Origin of the sequence: Streptomyces sp. PH10-H1, from assembly GCF_030063355.1 — a bacterium.
GTDB lineage: Bacteria > Actinomycetota > Actinomycetes > Streptomycetales > Streptomycetaceae > Actinacidiphila.
The window spans coordinates 158295-183515 of record NZ_JASISZ010000006.1; the positions used below are offsets into that span (position 1 = coordinate 158295).

At 71.0% G+C, this 25221-nt stretch carries 23 protein-coding genes and 6 pseudogenes; 14 read left to right on the plus strand and 15 right to left on the minus strand.

Annotation, left to right across the window (positions count from 1 at the left end; translation table 11 throughout):
• Positions 1–123 precede the first annotated feature (123 nt).
• Positions 124–591, minus strand: a complete 468-nt coding sequence (locus QMK24_RS06610) for an RDD family protein (RefSeq protein WP_283464223.1) — start codon at positions 589–591, stop codon at positions 124–126.
• A gap of 212 nt (positions 592–803) precedes the next feature.
• On the opposite strand from QMK24_RS06610, the gene glnA reads away from it, so the two are divergent.
• On the plus strand, positions 804–2213 hold the full coding sequence (gene glnA, locus QMK24_RS06615) for a type I glutamate--ammonia ligase (protein WP_283464225.1): 1410 nt from the start codon (positions 804–806) through the stop codon (positions 2211–2213).
• Positions 2214–2465: 252 nt separating this feature from the next.
• Here glnA and QMK24_RS06620 read toward each other — a convergent pair whose 3' ends face one another.
• Positions 2466–2714, minus strand: a complete 249-nt coding sequence (locus QMK24_RS06620; protein WP_283464227.1) for a hypothetical protein — start codon at positions 2712–2714, stop codon at positions 2466–2468.
• Positions 2715–2978: 264 nt separating this feature from the next.
• Between QMK24_RS06620 and QMK24_RS06625 the strand changes: the two genes are divergently transcribed.
• The 3 genes from QMK24_RS06625 (at position 2979) to QMK24_RS06635 (ending at position 5672) form a co-directional block, all read left to right on the plus strand.
• On the plus strand, positions 2979–3614 hold the full coding sequence (locus tag QMK24_RS06625) for an IS3 family transposase (RefSeq protein ID WP_283464228.1): 636 nt from the start codon (positions 2979–2981) through the stop codon (positions 3612–3614).
• A 681-nt stretch (positions 3615–4295) separates the two neighbouring features.
• Positions 4296–4802: a SigE family RNA polymerase sigma factor gene (locus tag QMK24_RS06630; RefSeq protein ID WP_283464230.1), complete on the plus strand. Its 507-nt coding sequence runs from the start codon at positions 4296–4298 to the stop codon at positions 4800–4802.
• A gap of 66 nt (positions 4803–4868) precedes the next feature.
• The gene (locus QMK24_RS06635) at positions 4869–5672 is read left to right on the plus strand and encodes a hypothetical protein (protein ID WP_283464232.1); all 804 of its coding nucleotides are present in this window, start codon (positions 4869–4871) and stop codon (positions 5670–5672) included.
• Positions 5673–5682: 10 nt separating this feature from the next.
• Here the strand turns inward: QMK24_RS06635 and QMK24_RS06640 are convergent.
• The 3 genes and pseudogenes from QMK24_RS06640 to QMK24_RS06650 form a co-directional block, all read right to left on the minus strand.
• A pseudogene (locus QMK24_RS06640) lies at positions 5683–5910 on the minus strand (transposase); the annotation flags it as partial.
• A gap of 310 nt (positions 5911–6220) precedes the next feature.
• Positions 6221–6661, minus strand: a complete 441-nt coding sequence (locus QMK24_RS06645) for an SPW repeat protein (RefSeq protein ID WP_283464234.1) — start codon at positions 6659–6661, stop codon at positions 6221–6223.
• A gap of 124 nt (positions 6662–6785) precedes the next feature.
• Entirely contained in the window at positions 6786–7793 is a 1008-nt protein-coding gene (locus QMK24_RS06650; protein ID WP_283464236.1) for a DUF5937 family protein, read from the minus strand.
• Positions 7794–7882: 89 nt separating this feature from the next.
• On the opposite strand from QMK24_RS06650, the gene QMK24_RS06655 reads away from it, so the two are divergent.
• Positions 7883–9160, plus strand: a complete 1278-nt coding sequence (locus QMK24_RS06655; protein WP_283464237.1) for an MFS transporter — start codon at positions 7883–7885, stop codon at positions 9158–9160.
• Positions 9161–9221: 61 nt separating this feature from the next.
• Here the strand turns inward: QMK24_RS06655 and QMK24_RS06660 are convergent, their stop codons facing one another.
• The 3 genes from QMK24_RS06660 to QMK24_RS06670 all read right to left on the minus strand — a co-directional run bounded on the left by QMK24_RS06660 (position 9222) and on the right by QMK24_RS06670 (position 12136).
• Positions 9222–10496: an ATP-binding protein gene (locus tag QMK24_RS06660; RefSeq protein ID WP_283464289.1), complete on the minus strand. Its 1275-nt coding sequence runs from the start codon at positions 10494–10496 to the stop codon at positions 9222–9224.
• Between the two features lie 5 nt (positions 10497–10501).
• Complete coding sequence (locus QMK24_RS06665) at positions 10502–11230, minus strand: hypothetical protein (protein WP_283464239.1); 729 nt, start codon at positions 11228–11230, stop codon at positions 10502–10504.
• Positions 11231–11341: 111 nt separating this feature from the next.
• Entirely contained in the window at positions 11342–12136 is a 795-nt protein-coding gene (locus tag QMK24_RS06670; RefSeq protein WP_283464241.1) for an ArsR/SmtB family transcription factor, read from the minus strand.
• A 65-nt stretch (positions 12137–12201) separates the two neighbouring features.
• On the opposite strand from QMK24_RS06670, the gene QMK24_RS06675 reads away from it, so the two are divergent.
• Positions 12202–13236 (plus strand): DMT family transporter, encoded by a 1035-nt coding sequence (locus QMK24_RS06675; RefSeq protein WP_283464243.1) that lies wholly within the window; start codon positions 12202–12204, stop codon positions 13234–13236.
• Positions 13233–13777, plus strand: a pseudogene (locus QMK24_RS06680) (LD-carboxypeptidase). Before QMK24_RS06675 ends, QMK24_RS06680 begins: the two are co-directional and overlap by 4 nt.
• Positions 13778–13780: 3 nt before the next feature.
• Here QMK24_RS06680 and QMK24_RS06685 read toward each other — a convergent pair.
• Positions 13781–14830 (minus strand): NADPH:quinone reductase, encoded by a 1050-nt coding sequence (locus tag QMK24_RS06685; RefSeq protein ID WP_283464245.1) that lies wholly within the window; start codon positions 14828–14830, stop codon positions 13781–13783.
• Positions 14831–15062: 232 nt separating this feature from the next.
• Here QMK24_RS06685 and QMK24_RS06690 point away from each other — a divergent pair, with 232 nt between their 5' ends.
• Both QMK24_RS06690 and QMK24_RS06695 read left to right on the plus strand, forming a co-directional pair.
• The gene (locus tag QMK24_RS06690; RefSeq protein WP_283464246.1) at positions 15063–15377 is read left to right on the plus strand and encodes an antibiotic biosynthesis monooxygenase family protein; all 315 of its coding nucleotides are present in this window, start codon (positions 15063–15065) and stop codon (positions 15375–15377) included.
• A 103-nt stretch (positions 15378–15480) separates the two neighbouring features.
• Positions 15481–15852 carry a group II truncated hemoglobin gene (locus QMK24_RS06695; RefSeq protein WP_283464248.1) on the plus strand — a complete coding sequence of 124 codons (372 nt, stop codon included), beginning with the start codon at positions 15481–15483 and terminating at the stop codon, positions 15850–15852.
• Positions 15853–15897: 45 nt separating this feature from the next.
• On the opposite strand, the gene QMK24_RS06700 is transcribed toward QMK24_RS06695, so the two are convergent.
• From QMK24_RS06700 to QMK24_RS06710, 3 genes are all read right to left on the minus strand, one after another.
• Complete coding sequence (locus tag QMK24_RS06700) at positions 15898–16335, minus strand: hypothetical protein (protein WP_283464250.1); 438 nt, start codon at positions 16333–16335, stop codon at positions 15898–15900.
• A 267-nt stretch (positions 16336–16602) separates the two neighbouring features.
• Positions 16603–17490 (minus strand): Gfo/Idh/MocA family protein, encoded by an 888-nt coding sequence (locus QMK24_RS06705; RefSeq protein WP_283464251.1) that lies wholly within the window; start codon positions 17488–17490, stop codon positions 16603–16605.
• The gene (locus QMK24_RS06710) at positions 17487–17846 is read right to left on the minus strand and encodes a 5-carboxymethyl-2-hydroxymuconate Delta-isomerase (RefSeq protein ID WP_283464253.1); all 360 of its coding nucleotides are present in this window, start codon (positions 17844–17846) and stop codon (positions 17487–17489) included. Before QMK24_RS06710 ends, QMK24_RS06705 begins: the two co-directional genes overlap by 4 nt.
• Positions 17847–17876: 30 nt before the next feature.
• Between QMK24_RS06710 and QMK24_RS06715 the strand changes: the two genes are divergently transcribed.
• Both QMK24_RS06715 and glnII read left to right on the plus strand, forming a co-directional pair.
• Positions 17877–18533 (plus strand): rhomboid-like protein, encoded by a 657-nt coding sequence (locus tag QMK24_RS06715; protein ID WP_283464254.1) that lies wholly within the window; start codon positions 17877–17879, stop codon positions 18531–18533.
• Between the two features lie 132 nt (positions 18534–18665).
• A complete protein-coding gene (gene glnII / locus QMK24_RS06720) occupies positions 18666–19685 on the plus strand; it encodes a glutamine synthetase (protein ID WP_283464255.1) in 1020 nt (339 codons plus the stop codon).
• Between the two features lie 97 nt (positions 19686–19782).
• Here glnII and QMK24_RS06725 read toward each other — a convergent pair.
• Positions 19783–21171, minus strand: a pseudogene (locus QMK24_RS06725) (MMPL family transporter); the annotation flags it as partial.
• Here QMK24_RS06725 and QMK24_RS06730 point away from each other — a divergent pair.
• Positions 21171–21890, plus strand: a pseudogene (locus QMK24_RS06730) (sensor histidine kinase); the annotation flags it as partial. The pseudogenes QMK24_RS06725 and QMK24_RS06730 sit on opposite strands and share 1 nt — an antisense overlap.
• 24 nt (positions 21891–21914) lie before the next feature.
• Here the strand turns inward: QMK24_RS06730 and QMK24_RS06735 are convergent.
• On the minus strand, positions 21915–22106 hold the full coding sequence (locus QMK24_RS06735; protein ID WP_283464256.1) for a hypothetical protein: 192 nt from the start codon (positions 22104–22106) through the stop codon (positions 21915–21917).
• A 244-nt stretch (positions 22107–22350) separates the two neighbouring features.
• Here QMK24_RS06735 and QMK24_RS41440 point away from each other — a divergent pair.
• Positions 22351–22485, plus strand: a pseudogene (locus QMK24_RS41440) (DNA-binding response regulator); the annotation flags it as partial.
• A 12-nt stretch (positions 22486–22497) separates the two neighbouring features.
• On the opposite strand, the pseudogene QMK24_RS41730 reads toward QMK24_RS41440, so the two are convergent.
• Positions 22498–22983: pseudogene (locus QMK24_RS41730) on the minus strand (DUF1203 domain-containing protein); the annotation flags it as partial.
• Between the two features lie 138 nt (positions 22984–23121).
• Between QMK24_RS41730 and QMK24_RS06745 the strand changes: the two are divergent.
• Positions 23122–25152, plus strand: coding sequence for a hypothetical protein (locus tag QMK24_RS06745; RefSeq protein WP_283464257.1), 2031 nt, complete (start codon positions 23122–23124; stop codon positions 25150–25152).
• The last annotated feature ends 69 nt before the right edge of the window (positions 25153–25221 follow it).

Genomic DNA, 25221 nt, shown 5'->3' on the forward strand with positions numbered 1-25221 from the left:
CTGAAGAGGTCTGCACCGGCGACCGGGGGCGCCTTACGTAAGCCGCCGGAACGCAAGCCGTCGGAACGTAGGCTGTCGGACCAAGCCGTGGGATCAAGCCCTCGGATCAATCGGATCAAGCCGTCAGATCCGGACCTGGACGGCCTTCACGGCCTTGTCGTGCAGGCCACGCCCGTCGCGGTCCCACACCAGCGCCGGGATCACGAGCAGCAGCAGGACCGTGCGCAGTACCACCGCGCCGAGTCCCAGCCGCCCGCCGTCCACCCGGACCACCCGCAGCCCGAGCAGCCGCTTGCCGGGCGTACTTCCGACGGTGCCGAGGGTCAGCACGCTCAGCACGCCGAACAGCCCCAGCGTCCAGGGATTGGCCGCCTGCACGTCACGGTGTGCGATCAGGCCGTATGCGATCACCAGGCACATCATCCAGTCGATGAACACCGCCACGAAGCGCCGGCCGGCCGTGGCCAGTGAGCCCGGCCCGTCCTTCGGCAGCCCCAGCCGCTCGCCCCGGTATCCGAAATCCGTGCCCATCTGCTCGGCCGCCGCGCGCGGTCCGGAGAGCCACGACCCGAGTGCATCCCTGTTGTCCACCCGTCCACCGTACTGTGCCGCCCGGGTCACTCGTACGGTGCCTTCTCGCCTCCCGCGCACCGCCTACGGCGTAGCGGTTAACGTCGTAGAAACAAATGGGTCATGCTTGGGAAATCCCTGATCCCTATGGTCGGGCCCAGCGTGCGCCATCGCACTGGCCGCGCCCCGTATTGCCATCCCGGACTCTCGGAGCCGGGTCTAGGAGGAGTTGGATGTTCCAGAACGCCGACGACGTCAAGAAGTTCATCGCAGACGAGGACGTCAAGTTCGTAGACGTCCGCTTCTGTGACCTGCCCGGAGCCATGCAGCACTTCACGGTCCCGGTCGGTACCTTCGACCCGACCGAGACGCTCATGTTCGACGGGTCGTCGATCCGCGGCTTCCAGGCCATCCACGAGTCCGACATGGCGCTCGTCCCGGACCTCACCACGTCACGCCTGGACGCGTTCCGCAAGGACAAGACGCTCAACATCAACTTCTTCATCCACGACCCGATCACCGGCGAGCAGTACAGCCGTGACCCGCGGAACGTGGCGAAGAAGGCCGAGGCCTACCTCGCGTCGTCCGGCATCGCCGACACCGCGTACTTCGGCCCCGAGGCCGAGTTCTACGTGTTCGACAGCGTGCGCTTCGCGACCAACGCCAACGAGTCGTACTACCACATCGACTCCGAGGCCGGCGCCTGGAACACCGGTTCCGAAGAGAACAACCGCGGCTACAAGGTCAAGTACAAGGGCGGCTACTTCCCCGTCCCGCCGGTCGACCACTTCGCCGACCTCCGTGCTGAGATCTCCCTGGAGCTGGAAGCCTCCGGCCTGCAGGTCGAGCGCCAGCACCACGAGGTGGGCACGGCCGGCCAGGCCGAGATCAACTACAAGTTCAACACGCTGCTCGCCGCGGCCGACGACCTCATGCTCTTCAAGTACATCGTGAAGAACGTCGCCTGGCGCAACGGCAAGACCGCGACCTTCATGCCGAAGCCAATCTTCGGCGACAACGGCTCTGGCATGCACGTCCACCAGTCGCTGTGGACCGACGGCGTGCCGCTCTTCTACGACGAGCAGGGCTACGCGGGCCTCTCGGACACCGCCCGCTACTACATCGGCGGCATCCTCAAGCACGCGCCGTCGCTGCTCGCCTTCACCAACCCGACGGTGAACTCGTACCACCGTCTGGTGCCCGGCTTCGAGGCCCCGGTCAACCTGGTCTACTCCCAGCGCAACCGCTCCGCCGCGATCCGCATCCCGATCACGGGCGCCAACCCCAAGGCGAAGCGCATCGAGTTCCGCGCGCCCGACCCGTCGTCCAACCCGTACCTCGCCTTCTCCGCGCTGCTCATGGCCGGCCTCGACGGCATCAAGAACAAGATCGAGCCGGCCGAGCCCGTCGACAAGGACCTCTACGAGCTCGCCCCCGAAGAGCACGCGGGCGTCCCCCAGGTCCCCACCTCGCTCCCCGCCGTCCTCGAAGCCCTCGAGAACGACCACGAGTACCTCCAGGCCGGCGGTGTCTTCACCAACGACCTGATCGAGACCTGGATCGACTACAAGCGCACCCAGGAGATCGCCCCGATCGCCCTGCGCCCGCACCCGCACGAGTTCGAGATGTACTTCGACCTCTAAACGGCCCGGTCCGCCGACCTGGCGCGATCCCCCCAGAGGCCCCCTGGCCTGCGGAAACAGCCTTCATCAGTTTCCACTGATCACGACCTCTTTCCACCTTCAGGTGCACCTGCAGTGCACCGGAAGGCGGAACGCCTGACGAAGAGTCAGTGAAGCTGGATTGGCTGAGCCCTGGCACCCTCTCACGGAGGGTGCCAGGGCTCAGTTGCTTCATCAGGGGGCAAACATTGGCAACTGGCGGCGGAGGGCGCGTCAGAGGGCGGGGGTGACGTCCAGGACGTAGAGGGCAGCCAACTCACGTACTCGTTGGTCCACCATCGCCTCGTTCTCCGCTCGCAGGAAGACGAGCCCCGTCGTGGCTGAGGAGTCCAGCGTGGAGCCGATCACGTCGCCCACGGCGTACTTCATATAGGCGCTGACGGCGCCGGGGATCTGCAGGAGGGTGTCCGTGTCGACGATGTGCCTGATCTTGCCCGGACGGATGGGGAGGTCACAGTTCACAACGATGCCCGGGGTGTCCGTGCGCTCCCAGTCGGGGGGGGAGGCCGAGGGATGAGGCCAGGAATGCGGCCCAGATGTCCACTCCGTGCTGTAGTTTCACGGCCTCCGCGATTGAGGTGCCCCGAAGTCTCCGGACAGAGACCCAATATGATCTCTGTTCAAAGGAAGCGAGACAACGCACCGCCGATCACCGGTAAGTGACAAGTTCGAGTTCATCGATCAGATGCGGCTCGACGCTGCGGGTACGCCTTCCCCGTCGAATTCATGGGCACCAAACTTCATGTCTCCCGCTCCGGCTACTACGAGTGGCGTGACAGGCCGGAATCCGCCACTGCAAATCGCCGGGAAGAGCTTAGAGTTCTCATTTCAAAGATATTCGAGGATTCCGACAGCAGAGACGGGTACCGACGCGTGCACGCCCAGCTTCGCCGCTGGGACGTGCAGGCAGGAGCGGAGCTGGTCCGCCAGCTCATGCGAGAGCTCGGTCTGGTCCCCTGCCAGCCCAAGCCCAAGCGGTTCAGCCTGACCAAGGTCGGCCTGCCGTTCCCCGTCCCTGACCTCGTCGCCCGCAACTTCACCGCCGATAGACCGGGCGAGAAGATGGTCGGGGACATCACCTATATCCCGACCGGCGAGGGATGGCTCTATTTGGCGACCGTTATCGACTGCTGCACCAGGAATGCGGCACGCAATCGGAAGCTCGCAAAGAAGGCCATATTCCACTCCGACCGCGGCAGCAACTACATGTCCGCCGAATATGGGAAGACTCTCGATCAACTCGACCTCCGCCGCTCGGCCGGCCGCACAGGAATCTGTTACGAACGACGCGGCGCGGGAGCTCTCTTCGCCGCGCGCTTTGCCGGAGCCGGGACGCGCCCCGCCGGCTGTCCACGGTGGTGATGGCAACGCGTGTCCGGAACGGTCACTCGGTTCTTGCAGAGCGTCCCGTCGTCCGTCTGCGCACGGCATTTGTAGGCCATGGCCGGAGTGTGACGACACATACCAATTGCCAACAACAGTGCCTATTCAGCCAATTCCGCAACGAAGTGTTGCCGAGGACCGCTACAGGCACGGCTCCCCTACTGGCAGCACAGAGCCGGAGGCAACCAGCAGGTGCCGCCCACTGTTCCTTGACCTCCGAGAGGGCGTTATGAGGCTTTATGTCGGTCTCGTTCTTGGGGTTGGGTGAGGTTCGCTGGTCGCGGGTTCGTAGTCGGCGCTACGGGTGGGGCTGGGCGAACAAGCCGGGTTCGGGCTCGGTGAGGATCCCCCGGCCGACCAGACGCTTGAGCTTGAACCGGATGCCTTCGTGTTCTTCGGCAGGATGGGCAGGTCGAGGGCCTCGCACAGGCCCCGGACACGCATCGACCGACCGGTGTCGGCGAAGACTTGAGAGGTATCGACAACGCACCCCAGTCGGCCCCCACCGGGCCTGGCGTCGTGCCTCCGGCCCCCGCGGAGCGCTGTTGACGCGGCAGCGGTGGAAGAGAAGGTGCCTCACCCGCGCGACATCCTGACGTCTCACGTAGTCATGAGGGGTATGCACGGGGATCACAGAACAAGAGAACAGGCGGGGACCGAGTGAAATCAGCACAGGAGGATGAGTACCTGGAGTTCGTGGCCGCGAGGGCGAAGGCGCTGTACCGCTCGGCGTACGTACTCGCGGCCGGCGACACGCATCTTGCCGAGGACCTGGTCCAGGAAGCCCTCAGCCGGGTGTACATGCACTGGAAGCGGGTGGCCGGTGCGGACAGCCCGGCGGCCTACGCCCAGACGGTTCTGGTCCGCACCTTCCTCAGCCTGCGGCGTCGGCGAAGCACCGGCGAGCGCCCCATCGGGAACATGCCCGACAGTGCGGCGTCCGGCCCGGACGCCGCACTGCGGCTGACCCTGCTGGACGCGCTCGGCCAACTGCCGCCCCGCGACCGGGCAGTGCTGCTTCTGCGCTACTGGGAGGACCGCAGCATCGAGGAGACCGCCCAGATGCTCAAGCTGAGCAGCAGCGCGGTCCGCTCCCAGGGCACCCGGGCACTCGGCAGGCTGCGCGCGTTGCTCGGCGACAGCTTGTCCTACCTGGTTCCGCACTGAGCACCGGTGCACGCAGGTCGAGACCGCCGCAAAGCCCCCATCAGCGACAGAAAAGGTGACGCCAGCATGCCGTTCGAAGCAGACCTCGCACATGCCCTGGACCGTACGACCGACTCCCTCGAACCCGATCTCACCGCGCTCCTGAGCGGAGCCGTCGAGCGCGGGCGGAGTCGTCGGCGTCGGCGCAGCGCCGGCGTCATCGCCGGGGTCGGCGCCTGCGCCGTGATCGCGGCAGCCGGCCTGGTGATCCCCGGCGCGCTCGCCGGGACCCGCTCCGCAGGCTCCGACATCGAGCCGGTGGCGCTGGCGATGCCCCGTTCTGCGATCACCGGCACCCAGATGGTCCAGGCCCTGGAGAGGACGTTCCCCGGGGGCCGGTTCAGCCAGGTGACCGGACAGAGCAACAACCCCTCGGATCCGTCCGGCGGGTACGTCGCAAACGGTGAACTGGTCGTCGACGACGGGCACGGCGCCGCCATGGTCGGTGTCTCGGCCGTGCGGCTCAAGCTGCCGCTCAGGGACGGCGACGGGCTGAACTGCGAGCGCACGCCCGCGCGTGCCGCAGGTGACACCTGCGCGCTGAGCGAGCTGCCGAGCAGTGCCGCGATTCCCGGCGGGGCCGTGGTGATGTCGGAGCAGAACGCGGCCGAGCACCCGGCTCGTGCCGACACCGCCCGCCGCTGGACGGTGACGGTGACTCTGAAGTCGACCGGCGCGCAGCTTCAGCTGGTGGAGTGGAACAGCACCGGCGGCGGCAGCGGCGCCCACGCGCCAAAGCCGACCCGTGCCGCTCCCCCGCTCTCCGAGCAGCAGGCGGTGGCCGCACTCACCGGTGCCGCCTGGGCGCCCATCCTCGGCGCCGTCGGCTGACCCATTGCCATGCCGAAAATGGGGGCAGAACCTCCATGACCTGCCGCGCTGGCAGGTAGGCCCACTGACAGCCCGTCCGGGACTGATACAGGATCGCGTTGACGATCTCACGCATCTCGTACCCGCCCTCGTGGCCCGTGGCCGAGGGACGCCCGGCCTTCCACGCAGCCGGCACGGGCTCGATCAACGCCCAACGCTCGTCGGATAAGTCGCTCGGGTACGGCTTGCGCTCACTCACCCCGCCACCCCAACACGACCAAGCCGACCGACCAGCAGAATCGCTCCAGGCTCACACGATCAGGCGAACACAGAACGGAAATCAAGCCTCATAACACCCTCCAACACCCCGCCGGTGCACCCACAGTGCACCGGTAGCCCTCAGGCGCCTTACTTGAGCAGGTCAGAGAGGATTCTCAGGTGTACTTCGACCTCTAAGCCGCGGCGGCTTCATACGAACCACGACCGAGCCCCGTCGTCGTCCTCATGGACGGCGGCGGGGCTCGGTCGTGGTGGTGGTTGCGGAGTGTGCCTGGGCCGGTCTGCCGCGCCTAGGCTTCTCTCTTGTTCTTCATCATCATGCCCGCGGCCGTGAGACCGAGCAGGCAGATGACGCCACCGATGATGATGTTGTTGACGACCGTGCCGGTTCCGGGGCTACGGGTGACCACCCACGGGGACACGATCAGCCAGATCCCGATCCCCGCGCATGCACCGCTCAGCCCCTGCATCCGGTCCGGGACCACGGTCATGCACAGGCCCAGCACTGCGACCGCGATGCCCATGATCAGGTTGCTCAACGCCAGCTGCGGAGCCGCAGGGGCGAAGTGCACCGTCCAGGGGGAGATGGCCGCATACAGGCCGACAAGCAGCACCAGACTGTCGACCGCTACGATCCCGCTGCTCCCGAGCACCCGGTCATACCGTTCCCGCATCTCCGATACATCAGGGTGACTCGTGATATCACCCGGGCGGTGAGAGACGTCGGCCATGCGACTCGCCTCCTTTGGCTCATGCAAGTCTGACCGCACTCGCGGCTGAAGCCGCGACTCCATTGTGCTCCCATATTTCCTTTATGTGTAGCTTATGCGAGAGGATCTACGGGGCCCTGAGGACCTACGGGACCTGCGGGGATCGGTCTCCGGCGGCGGCGAGGGCGTCGCCGAGCGGGGTCCGGTAGTAGAGGACGGACCGGCCGGAGCGGGCGCGGTGCAGGAGGCCGGCGTTGCGGAGGACGGCGAGGTGGTCGCCGACGGCGCCGGGGGCCAGGCGCAGGCTCTGGGCGAGCTGGGTGGTGCTGGCGGGCTGGTCGAGGGCCGCCAGGAGGCGGGACCGCGAACGGCCGAGGAGGCCGGCGAGGGCGTCGGGGGCGACGGATTCGGGAGTTTCCCAGAGGGCGGCGGTGCCGCGGGCGGGGTAGATGATCGCCTTCGGCCAGGGGTCGTCGGTATGGGTGGCGAGGCCCGGCCAGACGAAGACCGAGGGGATGAGGAGCAGCCCCTCCCCCGCCAGCGTCGTGACGGAGGCAGCTGCCGACGAGGTCTTCACGATGTCGATTCCGCCGTCGCGCCAGCGCACATCGGAGTGGAGGCCGTCGAGGGCGGCCGCCCATCCCGAGCGGCCGAGCTGTCCGACGCGGTGGATGACGTCGCGCTCGCAGATGGCCCGCAGCTGCGGCCAGTCGCGGGCCAGCAGGCCGTGCCAGGCCTGGTCCATGGCGTCGGCGATCCGGGCGACGACATCGGCGCCGCGCAGGACCGCCAGGACGCGCGGGTCACTGGCCGGCCGCGCCGCGAGGCAGAGCGCGATCTCCCTGCGGGCCTCGGGCAGCGTCGTCGCCCGGGTCGCGGCGAGATCGTCCTCCCAGGTCTGGGCGAGGCCGCTGGGCGGCAGGGCGACGAAGTCGGCGCCGAAGGTGCGGTTGTGGAGCGCGAGCGCCGCGTCGAGGTCCGTATCGCGGCGCAACTGCCGGAACACCGGCTTCAGCCGGGCCGACCAGGCGGCCGGCAGCCGCTGCCGGGTCCGGCCCTCCAGCAGCCGCAGGAGATTGCACAGCTCGAAGGCCGGTGAGAGCGCGAACCGGCTGCGCAGCAGGTCGTCGGTGCCGAATTCGAATCGCCGCATGCCCCGGGCCTACGTCGGCGCCAGGCCGGACTTACGTCCCTGGACGTAAAAGTCGCCCCGGCCGCGGTGCGCAGAACAGGCTTCCCCCCATGACGTCCACCCCTGCCCCACCACCGCGCACCACCTACCACGAAGTGCTGGCCAACCCGCGCTTCCGGCTGCTCTTCGTCACCAGAGCGGCGACGATCACGGCCGACTCCCTGCGGATCATGACCCTCTCGGTGCTGGTCTTCGCGACCACCGGCTCCCCTCTCATGGGCGCCCTGACGTTCGGCATCGGATTCCTCCCGCAGCTCGCCGGGTCCATGCTGCTCGGCTCGCTCGCCGACCGGGTCCGGCCGCGACGGCTGATCGTCGCGGGTTATGTGCTCGAGTTCACGTCCGCCGCGCTGATGGGGCTGGCCCATCTCCCGGTGGCGGCGATCCTGGTCCTCGTAGCCGTGGTGGCCTGTCTGACCCCGGTCTTCGGGGGAGCGTCCAACCGGCTCGTCGCCGAGACGCTGACCGGCGACGCCTACGTACTGGGCCGGTCGCTCTCCAACATGTCGTCGTCCGGGGCCCAGTTGCTCGGGCTGGCGGGTGGCGGGGTCGCCGTGACGCTGTTGGGTTCGCGGCACGCGCTGCTGCTCAGCGCGGGTGTGTACCTCGTCGCCGCGATCGCCGTACGCCTTCGGCTGCCCGACCTGCCGGCGCCCGACCTGCCGCCGCCCGGCCAGGGTTCCGAGCGGGGTTCCGACCGGGGTTCCGGGTCCCTGGTGCGTCACAGCTGGGCGGGTAACAAGGGGCTGTTCGCCGACCGGCGGGTACGGAAGCTGCTGCTCGCGCAGTGGCTGCCGTCGGCCTTCGCCGCGAGCGCCGAGAGCCTCATCGTTCCGTTCGCGGGCCGACGCGGATTCCCCGCCGGTACCGCCGGGTTCCTGCTCGCATGCCTACCGGTCGGTATGCTCATCGGCAACCTGGTCGTCGGCCGGTTCGTCCGGCCCGCGACGCGCGAACGCCTGGTCGCCACGCTTGTCGCGGTGTTGGGCCTGCCGCTGGTCGGCTTCGTGCTCAACCCGCCCTGGGCCGTCTGCGCGGTCCTTCTGCTGATCACCGGGACCGGGTTCGCGTACGGCCTGGGACTGCAGCGCGCGTTTCTCGACGCGGTCCCCGAGGCCGGCCGGGGGCAGGCCTTCGGGCTGCTCACGTCCGGCATGATGACCGTGCAGGGGGTCGGGCCCGCGGTCTTCGGGGTCGTCGCCGAGCTGGCTTCCGTCGGGGCGGCCATGGCGCTCGCCGGGCTGGCGACCGTGTGCGTGGCGGGATATCTGACCCGCGAGTCCCGCGGCTCCCGGCTGACTCCGCTGACCTCCGCCGGGACCGGATGAGACAGGCCGGATGACATGGGCCGGGTGCGGCGGTTCCGTCGGCTCGCTCGGCCGCCCGCTGTCAGAGCAGCGGGCCCGCGCCCTCCTCCGGAGTGGGGAGGGTCAGCGTCGAGACGGCGCCGCCGTCGGGGGCGTTGGTGAAGCGGAGTTCGGCGCTGATGGTGCGGGCCTGGCCGACCGCGATCGTCAGACCGAGGCCGTGACCCTTGTTGCCGTTGCTGGTGGGCTCGGTACGGAAGCGCTGCGGGCCGTGGTCGAGGAGGTAGCCGGGGTAGCCGTCGCCGTGGTCCCGAACGGTGATGACGGGGCCGTCGACGGTGAGGACCACCGGGGGCCGCCCGTGGCGGTGGGCGTTGCTGACCAGGTTGCCGAGGACGCGTTCGAGGCGGCGCCGGTCGGTGATGAGGCAGACGTCGCGGACGATGCGGACCTCGGTCTCCAGCCCGGAGGCGGCGACGGCGCGTTCGGCCAGCCGGCCCAGATAGTGGGCGTCGAGCTCGACCGTCTCGGTACGGGAATCGAGCCGGGAGATCTCCAGCAGGTCCTCGGTCAGCCGGCGCAGCACCTGCACCCGGTCCTGGACCAGTTCGGTGGGGCGACCGGGCGGCAGGAGTTCGGCGGAGGCGTGGAGGCCGGCGAGCGGGGTGCGCAGCTCGTGGGCCACGTCGGCGGTGAAGCGCTGCTCGCTCTGCAGCCTGCGCTGGAGCGAGGCCGCCATGACGTCGAGCGCCGCGGACACCGCGGCTACCTCGTCCTGGGAACTCGTGGGTCCTGTGGTCCTGGGATCGGCCACCCTGGCGTCGAGGTCGCCCGCGCTGATCCGGCGGGCGACGGCGGCCGTCCGGTGCAACCGGCGGGTGACCCGGGAGACGGCGAAGATCCCGATCAGCAGGGTGCCGCCGATGGCCAGGGCCGACGAGATGATGATGGCGCGGTCCAGCCCCCTGATGCTCTCGGCACTGCGGGTGTAGTCGACCTGTACGGCCAGCGCCGTTCCGCCGGCCGGGCCCGCGGCCCACATCGTGCGGCGGCCGTCGACGTCGCCGAACATGGTGCCGCGCTCGCCGTGCAGCGCGAGGTCCCGGAGCGGTTCGGGGAGCTCGGGCGGGTTCAGTCCCGTGCCGCGGCGCAGCGGGTCGCCCGCGACGTACGACTGGGTGGCGGCGGCCAGCTTGCTCAGTGCGGTGGTACGAGCCTGGTGGACGGTCTGCCGGGTGACGATGACATGCACGAGCGTGCCGAGGACCAGCGCGACGACGCAGCACATCATGGTGATGAAGACAGCGGCCTTCCAGTACAGGGTCGCCGTCCAGGAGGGCAGCAGCCGCGCGCGCATCGTCATCAGGACCGCTTCCGCGGGGAGGCACTGGCGCCGCCGCCGGTCCCGCCGCCGGAGCCCGGCGGGGTCGTCGAACGGCGGTAGTTGTCGCTCTGGATGGCCATGGCCCGCTCCTTCGGGTCCCAGGCGTAGACCGTGCGCTGCTCGTAGCCCTCCGAGGGCGTGGGCTCCTGCACGACGAGGTCGCCGCCGGCCACCTGCACCGACATCGGCTTCGCCACGGTGGCGAGGATGCGGGTGAGCACCCCGCCGGAGAGCGTGTAGCAGCGCAACGAGAGAAAACCGTCCACCATGTCGATGCCGATGATCGCGTCGGCCTTCCCGTCGCCCGTCAGGTCGTAGTACTCGACGGTGCGGATCGGGCATCCCTTGTGCCCGGCGGCGCCCGCCGCGCAGGCGGCGGCCTTCACGGCGGTGTTCTCGTCGAGCGCGTCAGGCCCGGTGACCACCTTCGGGGCCGCGGCCAACTCCGCCTTGACGACGGCGACCGGGTCCACGGTCCGGATGTCGCCGGAGGCCACCTTGGGCATGCCGGGCACCGGAATGGGCCGCTCGGCGCCGGATTCCACCGACGGCTCCGTGGCCGGCGGCCGGTTGGGCCACAGCTTGACGGGGGCGGACGCGGCGTGCGTCGGCCCGGCGCTCGCGGGTTCGTTGGCGGCGGAGCATCCGGTCATCAGCACGGCGGCGCCCATTCCCAGCAGGGCGAGCAGAGCGCGGGCGGCGGACAAAATACTCCCAGTGGCGGATCGGGTCGCGGATCAGGTCGCGGATCAGGATGATCCAGGATCCATTGTCCGCCAGCCCGGCGTCGAGGGCTCGGCGCGGCGGTGTGCCGGTCGTCACGCGGCTTCGAGGCGTTCCGGTTCGATGCCCAGCGTCCGGTGCAGCTCGTCCAGACCGAGCGGGGTGACGCGGACGGCGCGGCCGGTGCCGATACGGGTGGCCCAGCCCCGGTCGAGAACGAGCCGGCACAGCTCGGCGCCGGCCGTGCCGGCAAGGTGCGGGCGGCGTTCCGTCCAGTCCAGGCAGGGGCGGGCGAGGGGCCGGCGGGAGGAGGCGGGTCCGCCGGATCCGGCCAGGTCGGCTCCGAGACCGGTGAGCCATGCCAGGCCCGCCTCGGTGACGGCGAAGCCGGCGTCCTGGCGCAGCATCCCGCGCTCGGTCATCGCGTCGGTGATCGATACCCCGAGCCGACCGGCCAGATGGTCGTAGCAGGTCCGGCCCCTGGCCATGGCCTTTTCGGCCGAGTGGGCGCGCAGCCCGCCCGCGCCGGGACCCGCGCCCACGCCCGCGCCCACGCCCGTGCGCGTGCCCGTGCCCGTGCCCGTGCCCGGAGCCTTCCGCGGGGAGGCATGGGCCGCCAGGTCCTCGATCATGCGGGCGGTGTCGGGGTCGGCGAGGCGGACGTAACGGTGTCGGCCCTGCCGTTCCTGGACCAGCAGACCGCCCTCGACGAGCCGGGTGAGGTGCTCGCTGATGGTCGACGGCGCGACCGCGCAGTGGCGGGCCAGTTCACCGGCCGTCCAGGCGCGCCGGTCGAGCAGCGCCAGGCAGACGGTGGCGCGGGTCTCGTCGGCGAGCAGCGCCGCAAGGGCGGCCAGCGTCGTTGGTATGTGCGGGCTCGGCATGCTCATGCTGCCCATCATCGTGCCGCGACGTTTCGGCGGGCGCCGAAACGTCCCGCTCCTAGATTTCCGGCATGGACATCACGAAAAGCCGGGGACAGAGCCGGGGACAGAAGAGCCAGAGCCAAGGCCCGAACGGCCAGGAGGGTCGGTGGTGGGACGCGCTCGTCCTGCTCTCCCTGATCTGGGGCAGCAGCTTCCTGCTGATGAAGGTGGGCGTGGGCGTACTGCCCCCGGCCTACGTGACACTGGTGCGTCTGGTCATCGGCGCGGTGACGCTCCTGGTGTGGCTGCGGGCCACGGGCGGCAGGCTGCCGCGCGGCGCCAAGGTGTGGGGACATCTGGCGGTGACGGGGGCGCTGGTGAACGTGGCGCCATTCACGCTCTTCGCGTGGGGCGAGCAGCGGGTCTCCTCGGTCGTCGCCGGGATCTTCAACGCCGCGACCCCGCTGCTGACGATGCTGGTCGTGTCCGTCGTACTGCCCGGGGAGCGGCCGGGCGCACGCCGGCTGCTCGGGATGCCGGTCGGCTTCGCGGGCGTCCTCGTCGTCCTCGGGGTGTGGCGCGGCTCCGACGGCTCGGGCCTCGCGGGCCAGCTGGCCTGTCTCGCGGCTGCCGCCTGTTACGCGATGGGCTTCCCGTACGCGCAGCGCTTCCTGGCTGGCCGCCCCGAAACCACCGTCTCGCTCTCCGCCGCGCAGGTCATCGTCGCGACGGTGGAGGCCGCCGTCCTGGCGCCGCTCGTCTCCGGCGGCCTGCCCACGACCGGCCCGGACGGCTGGACGCCGTCCGCCGTCGTCGCACTGCTGCTGCTCGGCGGTCTGGGCACCGGGGTGGCGTATCTGCTCAACTACCGGATCATCCGCCGGGCGGGAGCGGTGGCCGCGTCCACCGTCACGTATCTGATGCCGCTGGTGGCGGTGGTGGCCGGCGCGGTGCTGCTGGGCGAGGGCATGACATGGAACCAGCCGGTGGGAGCACTCGTCGTGCTGCTGGGGGTCGCTATCGGACGGCGGACCGCCGAGAAGGGCGACGGGGTCGGAATGACCGCCACCCGCCGCGAATTGCCTCGCCCGGCCCGGTCCGCCACGACTACGCTCGGCCGATGACGAGCCCCCGGTATCCCGCCAAACCGCGCCCCGGTGACCGCATCGCCGTGCTGTCACCGTCGTCAGGTCTGCCGGGGGTGCTGCCGATGCCGTTCGAGCTCGGCCTGTGCAGGCTGGAGATGGACTTCGGGCTGCGGGTCGTGGACTATCCGGCGACCCGGAGGATGGGGTCCACTCCTCAGGAGCGGACGGCCGACCTCCATGCCGCGTTCGCCGATCCGGAGATCAAAGCCGTGATCGCGAGCATCGGCGGGGACGACCGGATCACCGTACTGCCCTGCCTGGAAGCGGAGTTGATCCGTGCCAACCCCCGCCGGACCCGCTAGACGCGGCGGGCCGGGAGCGGAACCGCGCCGAGCAGCGCGCGGCGGTGTTGCGGGCGCTGGAGGAGTACGCGCCGGAGACGATGGCGGTCTTCGACGTTGACCTCGGGCACACCGACCCGCAGGTCGTCATCCCGTACGGCGGGCGGATCCGGGTCGACGGACCCGCCCGGCGCATCACGGTGACCTACGGAGTGGCGCCGCACAGTATGCGGTGACGCTTACTCGGTGTTGCCCCTTACTGCGGCGCCGTCGAACACGTCGATGAGGACCTTGCCGACCGCGCTGTTCTCGACGGCCGTGTGCGCGTCGCCCGTCTTCTCCAGCGGGAAGCGGTGCAGCGGCAGCCCGGCGTCCTCACCGACGCGCAGGGCGCCGGCGGCCACTGCGGCCGACACATCGGCCACGGCGTTGGTCTTCGCGCGGTCAGGGACGGTGTAGACGAGGACGCCCTGCCAGCGGAGGTTGGGCATCATCGCCTCCCGGACCGGGACGGTGATCTCCTCACCGCCGGTGTTGGCGTAGAACGCGATGACCGCGTTCGGCGCGGCGACCGCGTGGTCGATGACGGCGTTCACGGCGGGGGCGACCTCGACGATGATGTCGACGCCCTTCGGCGCGACGCGCCGGATCGCCTCGGTGGCGTCCTCGGTGCGGTAGTCGACGACGTGGTGGGCACCGGCCGCGCGGGCCAGGTCGGCCTTCCGCGGGCTGCTGACCGTCGTCACCACGGTGGCCCCGGCCCAGCGGGCCAGCTGGATCGCCGCGTTGCCGACCGCGCCCGCGCCGCCCGCGACCAGCACCGTGCGGCCTTCGAGGGAGCCGGGGGCGAGCCGGTCGGGGCCACCGTCGGCCACCGTCAGGGTGCGGTGGGCGGTCAGCGCCGGGATGCCGAGGCTCGCGCCGAGGTCGAAGGACGCGGCGTCGGGCAGCAGCACCGCCTGCCGGTCCGGGAGCACGACGTACTCCTGCGCGGTGCCCTCGCTGCGCCGCCAGGCCGCTTCCCAGATCCACACCCGCTGTCCGAGGCGCTCGGGTGCGACGCCCTCGCCCACGGCGTCGATGACACCGGCGCCGTCCTGGTTCGGTACCTGCTCGGCGCCGTCGCCCGGCCCGCCCATCGCGCCCTGGCGCGACTTCCAGTCCGTGGGGTTCACGCCCGACACATGGACCCTGACCCGTACGTCACCCGGTCCGGGTTCCGGAATCGGTCGCTCGGTGAGGGACAGGACGTCCGGGCCGCCGCTGCTGGTGTGAACAATCGCCTTCATCGTCGTCATACCCGGTTACAAGTCGTGGAGCGCTCGGGTTCTTCCCGGTTCGGGTTCTTCCCGGTTCGGGTTCTTCCCGGTTCGTCCCGCCATCGGGCACCGTCGGACGCCATTGGACGGATTCCCGCACTCCGTTTGATCCGCCGACCGCGAAAGGCCGCGGCTTTCCGGCCCCTGCGAGTGATCCTGGCCGGAGATCCCCACGGCTGTCCCGAGCGAAGAAGGATTACTGATGACTGTCGAATACATCCGTTACCGCATCACCGACCCCGGGCGCCGCCCCGAATTCGAGAAGGCGTACGCGACCGCCGCCGGGCAGTTGGACCTCGCGCCACAGTGTCTGCGCTATGAGCTCTCGCACAGCGTCGAGGAGCCGGAACGCTACATCCTGCGCATCGAGTGGACCTCGGTGGAGGACCACGAGCACGGCTTCCGCAGCGGACCGCAGTTCCCGCCGTTCCTTGCCGCGATCCGCCCGTACATCGGCGACATCGAGGAGATGAAGCACTACGAGCGCACCTCCGTGGTGTCGGGGAGCCGGGCATGACCGACGAGAGCGGCCGGCAGACCGGCGAGAGCGCGGCGCGCGGCAGTTCTACGAGGCGCTGGGCGGCATCGACGGCCTGCGCCGTCTGACCGAGTCCTTCTACGTGGTGGTCCGCGTCGATCCGCTGCTCGCACCGGTGTTCGCGAACTTCACACCGACGCACGTCGAGCATGTCGCCGTATGGCTGTCGGAGGTCTTCGGCGGCCCGGCGGGTTACAGCGCCGAGCTGGGCGGCCACCAGGGGCTGCTGCGCAACCACTTGGGACTGTCCATCACCGAGGAACAGCGCGCCCGCTGGGCCGAGTTGATGATCGCCACGGCCGAGAAGGAACTGCCGGACGACGAGCTGCTGCGCCGGCGTTTCGCCGAGTACATCCAGTGGGGGACGCGGATCGCGCGCGCGGTCTCCCAACCGGGCGTCGAGCCCGGCGACCCGGGTCCTGTGCCGCAGTGGGGCTGGGACGGACTGGTCTGAGCAGCGGGACAGGTCCGCGATCGGTACGGGACGGCAGTCGGCGGGCTAGCGCGGGGTGGCGGACGCCATCGCGGGCAGGCCGTCGGCGGACTGGGCGGCGTTGTACAGCGGTGCGAGGCCGAGGTCGAGATCATCGGGCTCGGGCAGTTCGACGGCTCCGGCGCTCGGCGTGATGCGGGGCCGGCGCGGGCACGAGTCGCCGGACGCGCCGCCGTGGCCGCGGTGCACGAGGAGGCCGTTGACCGGGTCGGGGACGGAGTCGAGGGCGGCCTGTGTGCCGGGCAGGCGGCGCCAGGCCTCCCACTGCCGTTCCGCCCGGAAGCGGACCTCGAGCACGACGCCCCAGGAGTGGGCGTGCCACTCCCAGCTCAACGCCCCGTTGGTGACCGCCGATTCAATGAGCGACTCCGCGTGGGCGTCGCGCCACTGTGCGGCGGAGGTCCTGGCGTTGAAGATCTCGATCGACCACCAGTCCTCAGCCATGTCTTCGACGATAGACACGCGGGGGCCGGAGGGCTAGGGCCTGTCCGGCGGATCATGGGCGGTCCGGGCTACCCGGGCTACCGCTGAGAGGTGCCCCTGTCCGGTGCGGTGGATCGCAAGGCGCCGTGCCGGAAGGCGCAGGGGCCGTTCGTAATCCGCAGGACCGGCCCTCGCTAGGACCAGCGCCAGGGCCGGTGGAAGGAAGGCGCGGGATCTGCGAACGGCTGGGCAGGGGCCGCCCGATATCCGGGCGGCCCCGGGGCCGCCTCAGCTGCGCCCGAGCGCGTCCTCGACCCTGGCGAGGGTCTCGGTGACGCGCAGCGCGAAGTGCGCGTCGCAGGGGTGGGCCCGCCCGGTGCGGGCGGCGGTGATCAGGGCGTCGATCGCGCGCCGCAGTGCCTCGACCGGGCCGTCGCCGAGCTCCGGGAGCCTCGTCACGCCCCGCTCACCGCGCAGCTCGACGGTGACGCCGGCGGCAGGCTCCGGCGCGGTCAGGCTGAGGGTGGCCGTACTGGACACCCCGTTCGCGTGGCGCAGCGCCAGGTTCACGGTGTCGCCGCTGCCGCTGATGGCCGCGACCTCGGTGACCTCGCCGAACACCGGCAGGAGTACGGACAGGGCGTGCGGTCCCACATCCCACAGCGCGCCCTTCTCGCGGCGCCACGGGGAGGCCGCGAAGGGGCTGTCGCCGCCGGGAAAGACCGAGCCGAGCCAGTCCGCGCGGCCGGTGAACCAGCCGCCCGCGGCGGCCTGCTCGTCGACCCACTCCCCCGTCGTCCGGTCGAAGCGGACGGTGAAGAAGACGACGGACGCGACGCCGGCCCGGTCGGCGGCCTCGACGACCGCGCGGGCCTCACCGACGGTCGCCGCGAGCGGCTTGTCGAGCAGCAGGTGGCGGCCGGCCGCCGCGGCGCGGGCGGCCAGCGGGGCCTGCACGTCCGGTGGCAGCGCGATGGCCACCGCGTCCACGTCCGCGATCAGGGCGTCGACATCGTCGTAGGCGCGGGTGCCGAAGCCTGCCGCCAGTTCGGCCGCCGCCTCGGGCCTGCGGCCCCACACGCCGGTGAACTCGACATCCGGATGGCCGCTCAGTGCGGGCGCGTGGGCGATCGCCGCCCAGGGGCCGGTGCCCAGCAGTCCGACGCGGAAGGTCATGCGGAGTGCCGCTGGTAGCTGGCGCGGTCGAGGTCATGGATCTCAACGGAGGTGTGGACGGCCGGCCCGGGCGTCGCGGCCGTGTGGTCGCGGGCGAGGGCGAGCACCTCGGTGCTCAGCCGCAGCTTGGTCTCGGGGGCGCGGCCGGACAGCAGCGACACCTGGATATGGATCATCGCCTCGCTGTTCTCACCATCCGAGATGAAGGTCTCGTCGAGGCGGCGGAAGCGCGTCTTGCAGCCGGACACCGGCGCGTCGGCGATCTTGGAGACCAGCGGGTGCAGGGCCTGGGCGAAGCCCTGCCGGTCGAAGGCGTCGGTGAGGGTGGCGGAGTAGTCAACGGCTATGTGCGGCATGTCGGCAGCGTAGTCAGTGATGATGGGCCGATGCTCACGTTTCATCGCTCCGGCACTCGCTCCCCCGGGCTGAAGTCCGGGCTGCCCGCACGGCTCTCACCCGGGCGCTCCCCCGGGCTGTCCGCGCCCTGGGCGGCCCCGGCCTATGTGGCCGCGGTCCAGGCCGGGGCGTACGCGCTGCTGCCGGTGCCGGAGGCGGAACGTGAGGAGCTGCTGCGCGCCCACTCCACCAATGTCGACAATCTGCGAGCCAGACACTGGCACACCCTCCTGACCAGCGCCTTTCTCGCGGAAGAGCCGCTTGATCCCGGCTATGGGGCGGTGCTGCTCGGTGTACTCGGCGGAGCCGAGACCGTGTGGGGGCCGCGCCGGACGGCCTCGGTGTTCGCCTTCGGTCATCTCGGGGCGAGCCTGCTCGTATACGGCGGACTGCGCGCGGCGGGCGCCTCGAAGACGACGCAGTCGGCGGTGGACGTCGGTTCCAGCTACGGCCTGAACGCGGTGCTCGGCGCCGCCGCCGTATCGCTCCCGCACCGCGCCGGGCGGGCGGTGGCGGCCGCCGGGCTGCTGACGATGGTCGTGCGGCCCCTGTTGCGGGAGAGGCGCACGTTCACCGACGCCGGACATCTGGCGGCCCTTCTGCTCGGCTTGGGCGCAGGTCACAGCGGTGCGTTCACACGCGGTTAACACGCGGGACACAGCAGGGAAAAACAGATTTGGCATGCTGTCCACCGGCTCGATCAATGGCGCTCGGCCGACACCCCTCATTTCAGTGCACCACTGCACCCGCGAAGACTGTGTGTTAAGGATGGCGCCGCGATGACCTACAAGGCCGAGTACATCTGGATCGACGGCACCGAGCCGACCGCCAAGCTTCGCTCCAAGACGAGGATCCTGGCCGACGGCGCCGAGCTTCCGACCTGGGGCTTTGACGGATCGAGCACCAACCAGGCCAAGGGCCACGCGTCGGACCGCGTGCTCAAGCCGGTCTTCTCCTGCCCGGACCCGATCCGTGGCGGTGACGATGTGCTGGTGATGTGCGAGGTGCTCAACACCGACATGACGCCGCACGAGACCAACACCCGTGCGCTGCTCAGCCCGCTCGCCGAACAGTTCGCCGCTCAGGAGCCGATCTTCGGCATCGAGCAGGAGTACACCTTCTTCAACGGCGCCCGCCCGCTCGGCTTCCCCGTCGACGGCTTCCCCGCCGCGCAGGGCGGCTACTACTGCGGTGTCGGCGCCGACGAGATCTTCGGCCGCGACATCGTCGAGAAGCACCTGGAGAACTGCCTCGCCGCGGGCCTGGCGATCTCCGGCATCAACGCCGAGGTCATGCCCGGCCAATGGGAGTTCCAGGTCGGCCCGGTCTCTCCGCTGGAGGTCTCCGACCAGCTGTGGATCGCGCGCTGGCTGCTGTACCGCACCGCCGAGGACTTCAACGTCTCCGCCACCCTCGACCCCAAGCCGGTCAAGGGCGACTGGAACGGCGCGGGCGCGCACACCAACTTCTCCACCAAGGCCATGCGTGAGGGCTACGCCCCGATCATCACCGCCTGCGAGTCCCTCGGCGAGGGCAGCAAGCCGCTCGACCACGTGAAGAACTACGGCGCCGGCATCGACGAGCGGCTGACCGGCCTGCACGAGACCGCCCCGTGGAACGAGTACAGCTACGGCGTCTCCGACCGCGGCGCCTCGGTCCGTATCCCGTGGCAGGTCGAGGTCGACCAGAAGGGCTACATCGAGGACCGGCGTCCGAACGCGAACGTCGACCCGTACGTCGTGACCCGGCTCATCGTGGAGACCTGCTGCACCGCGCTGGAGAAGGCCGACCAGGTCTGATCCGCTTCTTCTGACCGCAACGGCTGAACTGTGCAACGGCTGAGGGGCCCGTCTTCCGACGGGCCCCTCAGCCGTTGCCCGCCCCGGGCCGGTCCGGTCAGTGGACGCCCGCCCATTCCCGCGACGGAGCGGCCGGTGCCGGCTCCTCGCCGTGGGACACCTTCGGCAGCCAGCCCAGCCCGCGCGGCAGGTACCAGTTGCGCTCGCCGAGCAGCACCATCACCGACGGGAGCAGCAGCACCCGCACCACCGTGGCGTCGAGGAACACGGCCACGGCCAGGCCGACGCCCATCTGCTTCATGTCCTGCATGGACAGGGTGGCGAAGACCGAGAAGATCGCGACCATGATCGCGGCGGCGCTGGTGACGGCGCCCGCCGTGGAGCGCACTCCGTCGCGTACCGCCTCGGTGGTGCTCATCCCCCGGTCGCGGGCCTCCCGGATCCGGGACACGACGAACACGTGGTAGTCCATCGACAGTCCGAACAGGACCACCAGAACGAACAGCGGCATCCAGGACTCGACCGCGCCCACCGGTTCCGTGCCGACCAGGGACGCGCCCCAGCCGTGCTGGAAGACCGCGGTCATGACGCCGAATGCGGCGCCCACCGAGAGCAGGTTGAGGGCGATGGAGGTGACCGCGACCGTCACCGAGCGGAAGCTGACGAGCATCAGCAGGAACGTCACACCCATGATGAAGGCGAAGACCGGGACGATGCCGCGCTTCAGCTGGGCATTGAAGTCGAGCGATGCGGCCAGCTCACCGGTGACGTAGGCGTGCTCCGCGACCGGGCCCAGGACGTTCGGCTCCAGGTCGTCCCGCAGCGTGGCCAGCGCCTGCTGCGAGACCGCGTCGATGCCGTCGCCCGTCAGCGGCACCTCGATCACGGCGATCTCCTGGTCGGCGTGGACCGTGGTGGTGATGCCCTTGCCGAACCGGCCCGTCGCCGCGGCCCTCTCCGTGAAGCCGGCGATCGCCGCCTTGACCCCGGGCGCCCCGATGCCCTTGGCCTGCACGACGATCCTGGCCGGCGCGGGGCCGCCTGGGAAGACCGTGGTGATCTCTTCGTACGCGGTGCGCGGCGGGGCGTTCGCCGGGAGCTGCTTGTCCATGCCCAGCTGCTCGGTGTGCCTCCCCAGCGCGGGGGCGGCGAGCGCCAGCAGCACCCCGGCGCCGATGACCGCGAAGATCTTGGGGCGGGCGATGACGGGCCGCAGCACGGCGCCGGAGATCCGGCCCGCCGGGCGGCGGGCCTTGAGCGCGCGGCGGGCCCGCGCCTTGCGTCCGAAGCGCGGCAGCCGACCGCGCTCCACCCGGTCGCCGAGCAGCGACAGCAGGGCGGGGAGCACGGTGACCGAGCCGAGCATCGCGGTGCACACGACGAGGATGGTCGCCATCGCGAAGCCCTTGAAGAGCAGCAGCCCGGACAGGAACATGCCCGCCATCGCGACCATGACCGTCAGCCCCGAAACCAGTACCGCCCGGCCGCGGCCACGCCCTGCTCTGCCGGGCCTCCCTCGCCCCCACCCCGGCGGCGGCGGAGAAAGCGCTCAAGCTGCGGGTGGCCCGGCTGGCGGAGACCCGCTCCGACGCGGTCGACAGCTCCGCCGCCGAACTGCGCCGCATCGAACGGGATCTCCACGACGGCGCCCAGGCCCGGCTCGTCGCCATGGGCATGAGCCTCGGCCTCATCGAGCACCTCATCGAGCACGACCCGGCCAAGGCCCGGCTGCTGCTCTCCGAGGCCCGGCAGTCATCGGCCGAGGCCCTCACCGAACTCCGCGACCTGGTGCGCGGCATCCACCCGCCGGTCCTCGCCGAACGCGGACTCGGCGACGCCGTCGGGGCGTTGGAGCTGCGCGGCCCGATCCCCACTGAGGTCAACGTCGATCTGTCGGGCCGCTTCGGGGCACCGGTGGAGTCCGCCGCCTACTTCACGGTCTCCGAGATCCTCACCAACGCCGCCAAGCACTCGGACGCCGAGCGGGTCTGGATCGACCTGCGCCACGAGGACGGCATGCTCCGTATCTCCGTCACCGACGACGGACACGGCGGCGCCGATGTCTCGCGGGGCACCGGCCTCCAGGGCATCGAACGGCGCCTCGGCGCCTTCGACGGCGTCCTGGCCGTCAACAGCCCCGTGGGCGGTCCGACGATGCTGACCATGGAGCTCCCCTGCGCGCTCGCCACCGAGGCGGCGGGCTAGGAGCCGGATTATCCGTTTTACGCCTCAGGCCCCGGGTCCCGGGCCGTTCTGGTCGGCGGATCTGGCGCGGCGCCAGGCCCGCCGCAGCCGGTCGAGTTCGGCCAGCTCGGCCCGCGTCCAGGCGCCGCCGGCCCGCTCCCGGACGAAGTGGCGGATCGCCTCGTTCGCCGCGGACACCGGAGTCCGATCGGCGGCGGGCGGCGGAGAGACGGACATCCACCCATCGTGGGGGGCGGGTGTGACAACCGTGTGAGGCCGGGTTAAGAGCCGGATGAAGATTCACCACGAGGTGCGGTGCGGTGCCGCCTCACGGGCCGGCTGAACCCAGCTACAAGTATCAATGTCAGAGCCGGACACTACGGTGGCCCTATCCCATCAGCGCTGGCTGCGCCGGGAGGGCCCCGCCGACAGCGGGGCGGGGCCCAGTAACCGTCCCGCCCCCCGCCACCCTGGAGTTGCCGTGCGTGTCGTCCTCGCCGAAGACCTCTTCCTGCTGCGCGACGGGCTGGTCCGGATGCTGGAGGCGTACGACTTCGAGATCGCCGCCGCGGTCGACAACGGACCGGAACTGCATCGCGCCCTCGTGGAGTTGCGGCACCCGTGAGGCGCCGTGCATCGTGCGCGGGTAGCCGGGGCCGGACGGCGGGCCGGGGCACTGCGCGGCGTCGGCGTGGACGAAGACCGGCCCCAGTTCCAGATACGGGCCCGGCCGCGCGCCCGTCTCCGCCGCCCAGTGGCGCAGCGGGGCGTAGGAGAGCAGCGCGAGCCGGTCCCCGGGCTCGGCAGGCCGCAGGCAGCAGCGCAGCGGGGCGCCGCCCTCCTCGTCGGTGCTCAACTCGGGCGCCCGGCCCGCGTCGTCGGCCTCTCGCAGACGGGCCAGTACGGCCGGCTCGATGGCGACGGCGCGATGGGCCGTAGCTGTAGCTGTAGCTGTAGCTGTAGCTGTAGCTGTAGCTGTGACAGTGGCTTCATCGGTGATGGTCACGGGCCAAGCGTCGTCCCGACAGCCGCGCGAGTCCGGCGGGAATCGGACGCCGACTCCGGCCTGCGACCCCACCGCGCCGACTGCGACCGCACCGCATTGAGTGACCATCGCACCATTCACTCGTTTGACGCGTGTGGACACATCGGAAGCGATAGTTCTGCGCTCTTTCGGAGGGCACCCCCCGTGCACCCGCACGGACACCGGACCGGCCGGCCGGTCCGCAGCGACACCGCGAGGTGAGGTCCGATGAAGAGCCAGGTGAAAAGCCCGGCGAAGAGCCCGGTGAAGAGCCCGGTGATCAACCCGCTGGAAAGCGCGGTGCCCGCGCCCGTGGAGGTCGAAGAGGCCGAGGCGTCGATCGTCGAGAACTACCCGCACCTCGTGCGGCTGGCCTATCTGACGCTGCCGGCCGGCCTCGGCCGGCACCGCAGGTTGCTGGCCGCGCACACCCTCGTGCAGCGGGCGCTGCCGCGCGGGCGGCGGGCGCCCGACCCGGTCGCCGCCGATGCGGCCGGGCCACGCGGCGGCACGCCGGATCCGGCGTACGCACTGGTGCGCCAGGAAGTGCTGCGCCGTGCGGTGGCGTACGGGGAGGAGACCGGGTGGCGCCGACGGGCCCGCGCCGCCGGCACCTGGCTGCCGCTGCCGCATGTGTGGGGGCTGCGACTGCACCCCAAGGCGGGCGGGACGGACGAACTCGCCCTCGACCGGAGCCTCTCGGAGCTCGGCAGTTCCGCCAGGGCGGCGTTCGCGCTGAGCGCCCTGGAGGGGCTGGCCGACCGGGAGGTCCGTGAGGTGCTCGCCGCGGCGGGTGTCGCCGATCCCCGCGCGGCGGCCGTTGATGCGGCCGCGGCCTCCGGCGAGGGTGGCGAGGGCGGCGAGCGGCTCCAGGCGCTGCTCGGCGGGGGCGAGTTCGACCCCTGCACGGTGCAGGCCCGGCCGACCGACCTGCTGCGCAGGCGGCAGCACGTACGGGCCGGCACGGTCACGGCCGCGGCCGTGGTGGTCGCGGCGGTGCTGCTGTCCTGGGCGGGCGCCGACGGCGGCCCCGCGCCGTACGCGGCCGCCGGGACCCCCGCAGGGTCCGCGAACCCGTTGGAGCCGACGGCGCTGGCGCGGGCCGGCGGCACCCTCTGGCAGCACACGTCACGGATGGACTTCACCGCCTGGCCCGCCAGGGGCGGCCGGCTGGACGACACCGAACTGCTGCGCCGTGCGCTCGCGGTGTGGTCGCGGCCCGGGGAACGGGTCCAGGTCTCGGCGACCCCCGGCACCTCGCGCGGCCTGCCCGCGCAGCCGCCGCAGCTGCTGTACGCGGGCGATGTCGGCCAGGCCGCAGTGGTCGTGCTCTACGACGGAATGCGGATCGTCCGGTACGCCGAGCCGCACGACGGCGAGGGCTCCGCGGCACTGGACTTCGCGCGGGTGGACGACGCGGACGTCACCACCGGCGCGGCCGTCGTCGTCGGCCGCGCCGACGGCGACACCCGCTATCTGACGGCTCCCTGGGTCGACGACGCACAGACCCGCGATCTGCTCCAGCCCAACCGGCCCGGGCAGCCGCTGCGTGTCGCGGCCGACGGGGTGACCGACCCGGTGCGTACCCCCGGCGCGGGCGCCGCGGCGGGCGCGTGCGGGACGGCATGGCCGGTGCTGCAGTTCCGTTCCTCGGCGAAGATCGTGGAACAGCACTCGTTCCTGCTGACCGACCTGGGCGATCTGACCCCGGTCCATCTCACGTACACGCCTCCGCCGGGCGGGTCCGCTCCCGACCGACAGCCGCGCGAGGCCACCGGATCGCAGGCCCTGCTGAACTGGGCGCACAGCGCGTGCCGGCTGGGAACGCTGCGCGGCCAGGGCGTACGGGCCGTCGACAACTGGGAGTTCGCCGAGCAGCGGCTGCCCGAGGGCGGCGCCTCCGCGTCCTGGGTGTGCACGCGTGCGGACACCTGGCGCGGCCCCGGCCGGGCGATCGTGCAGTTCCAGTCCCCCGACGCGCCGGCCACCGACCCTGGGGCGGTGGCCGCGCAGGCCGAGAACACCAGCGCGTGCAGCCGCTTCGGCCAGCATGTGCTGGCCGGCGTCATGTGGAAGTCCCCGGCCGGTCACTGGTATCTGCTCGCGGCCGGCAGCCGTGATGTGACCCGGGTCGCGGCATCGGGCGGAGTGCACGCGAGCGTGGACGGCCCGCTGCTCGCCGTCCGGGCGGACCGCGGCGCCGACGCCAGGCTGACGGCCCGGCTGACGACCGGCGGAACGCTGGACGCCTTGCGGTAGACGCGGTAGGCGCGGTAAACGCTGACGCCCATGATCGATCTTGAACGCGCCCTGCACGAAAAGAGGACG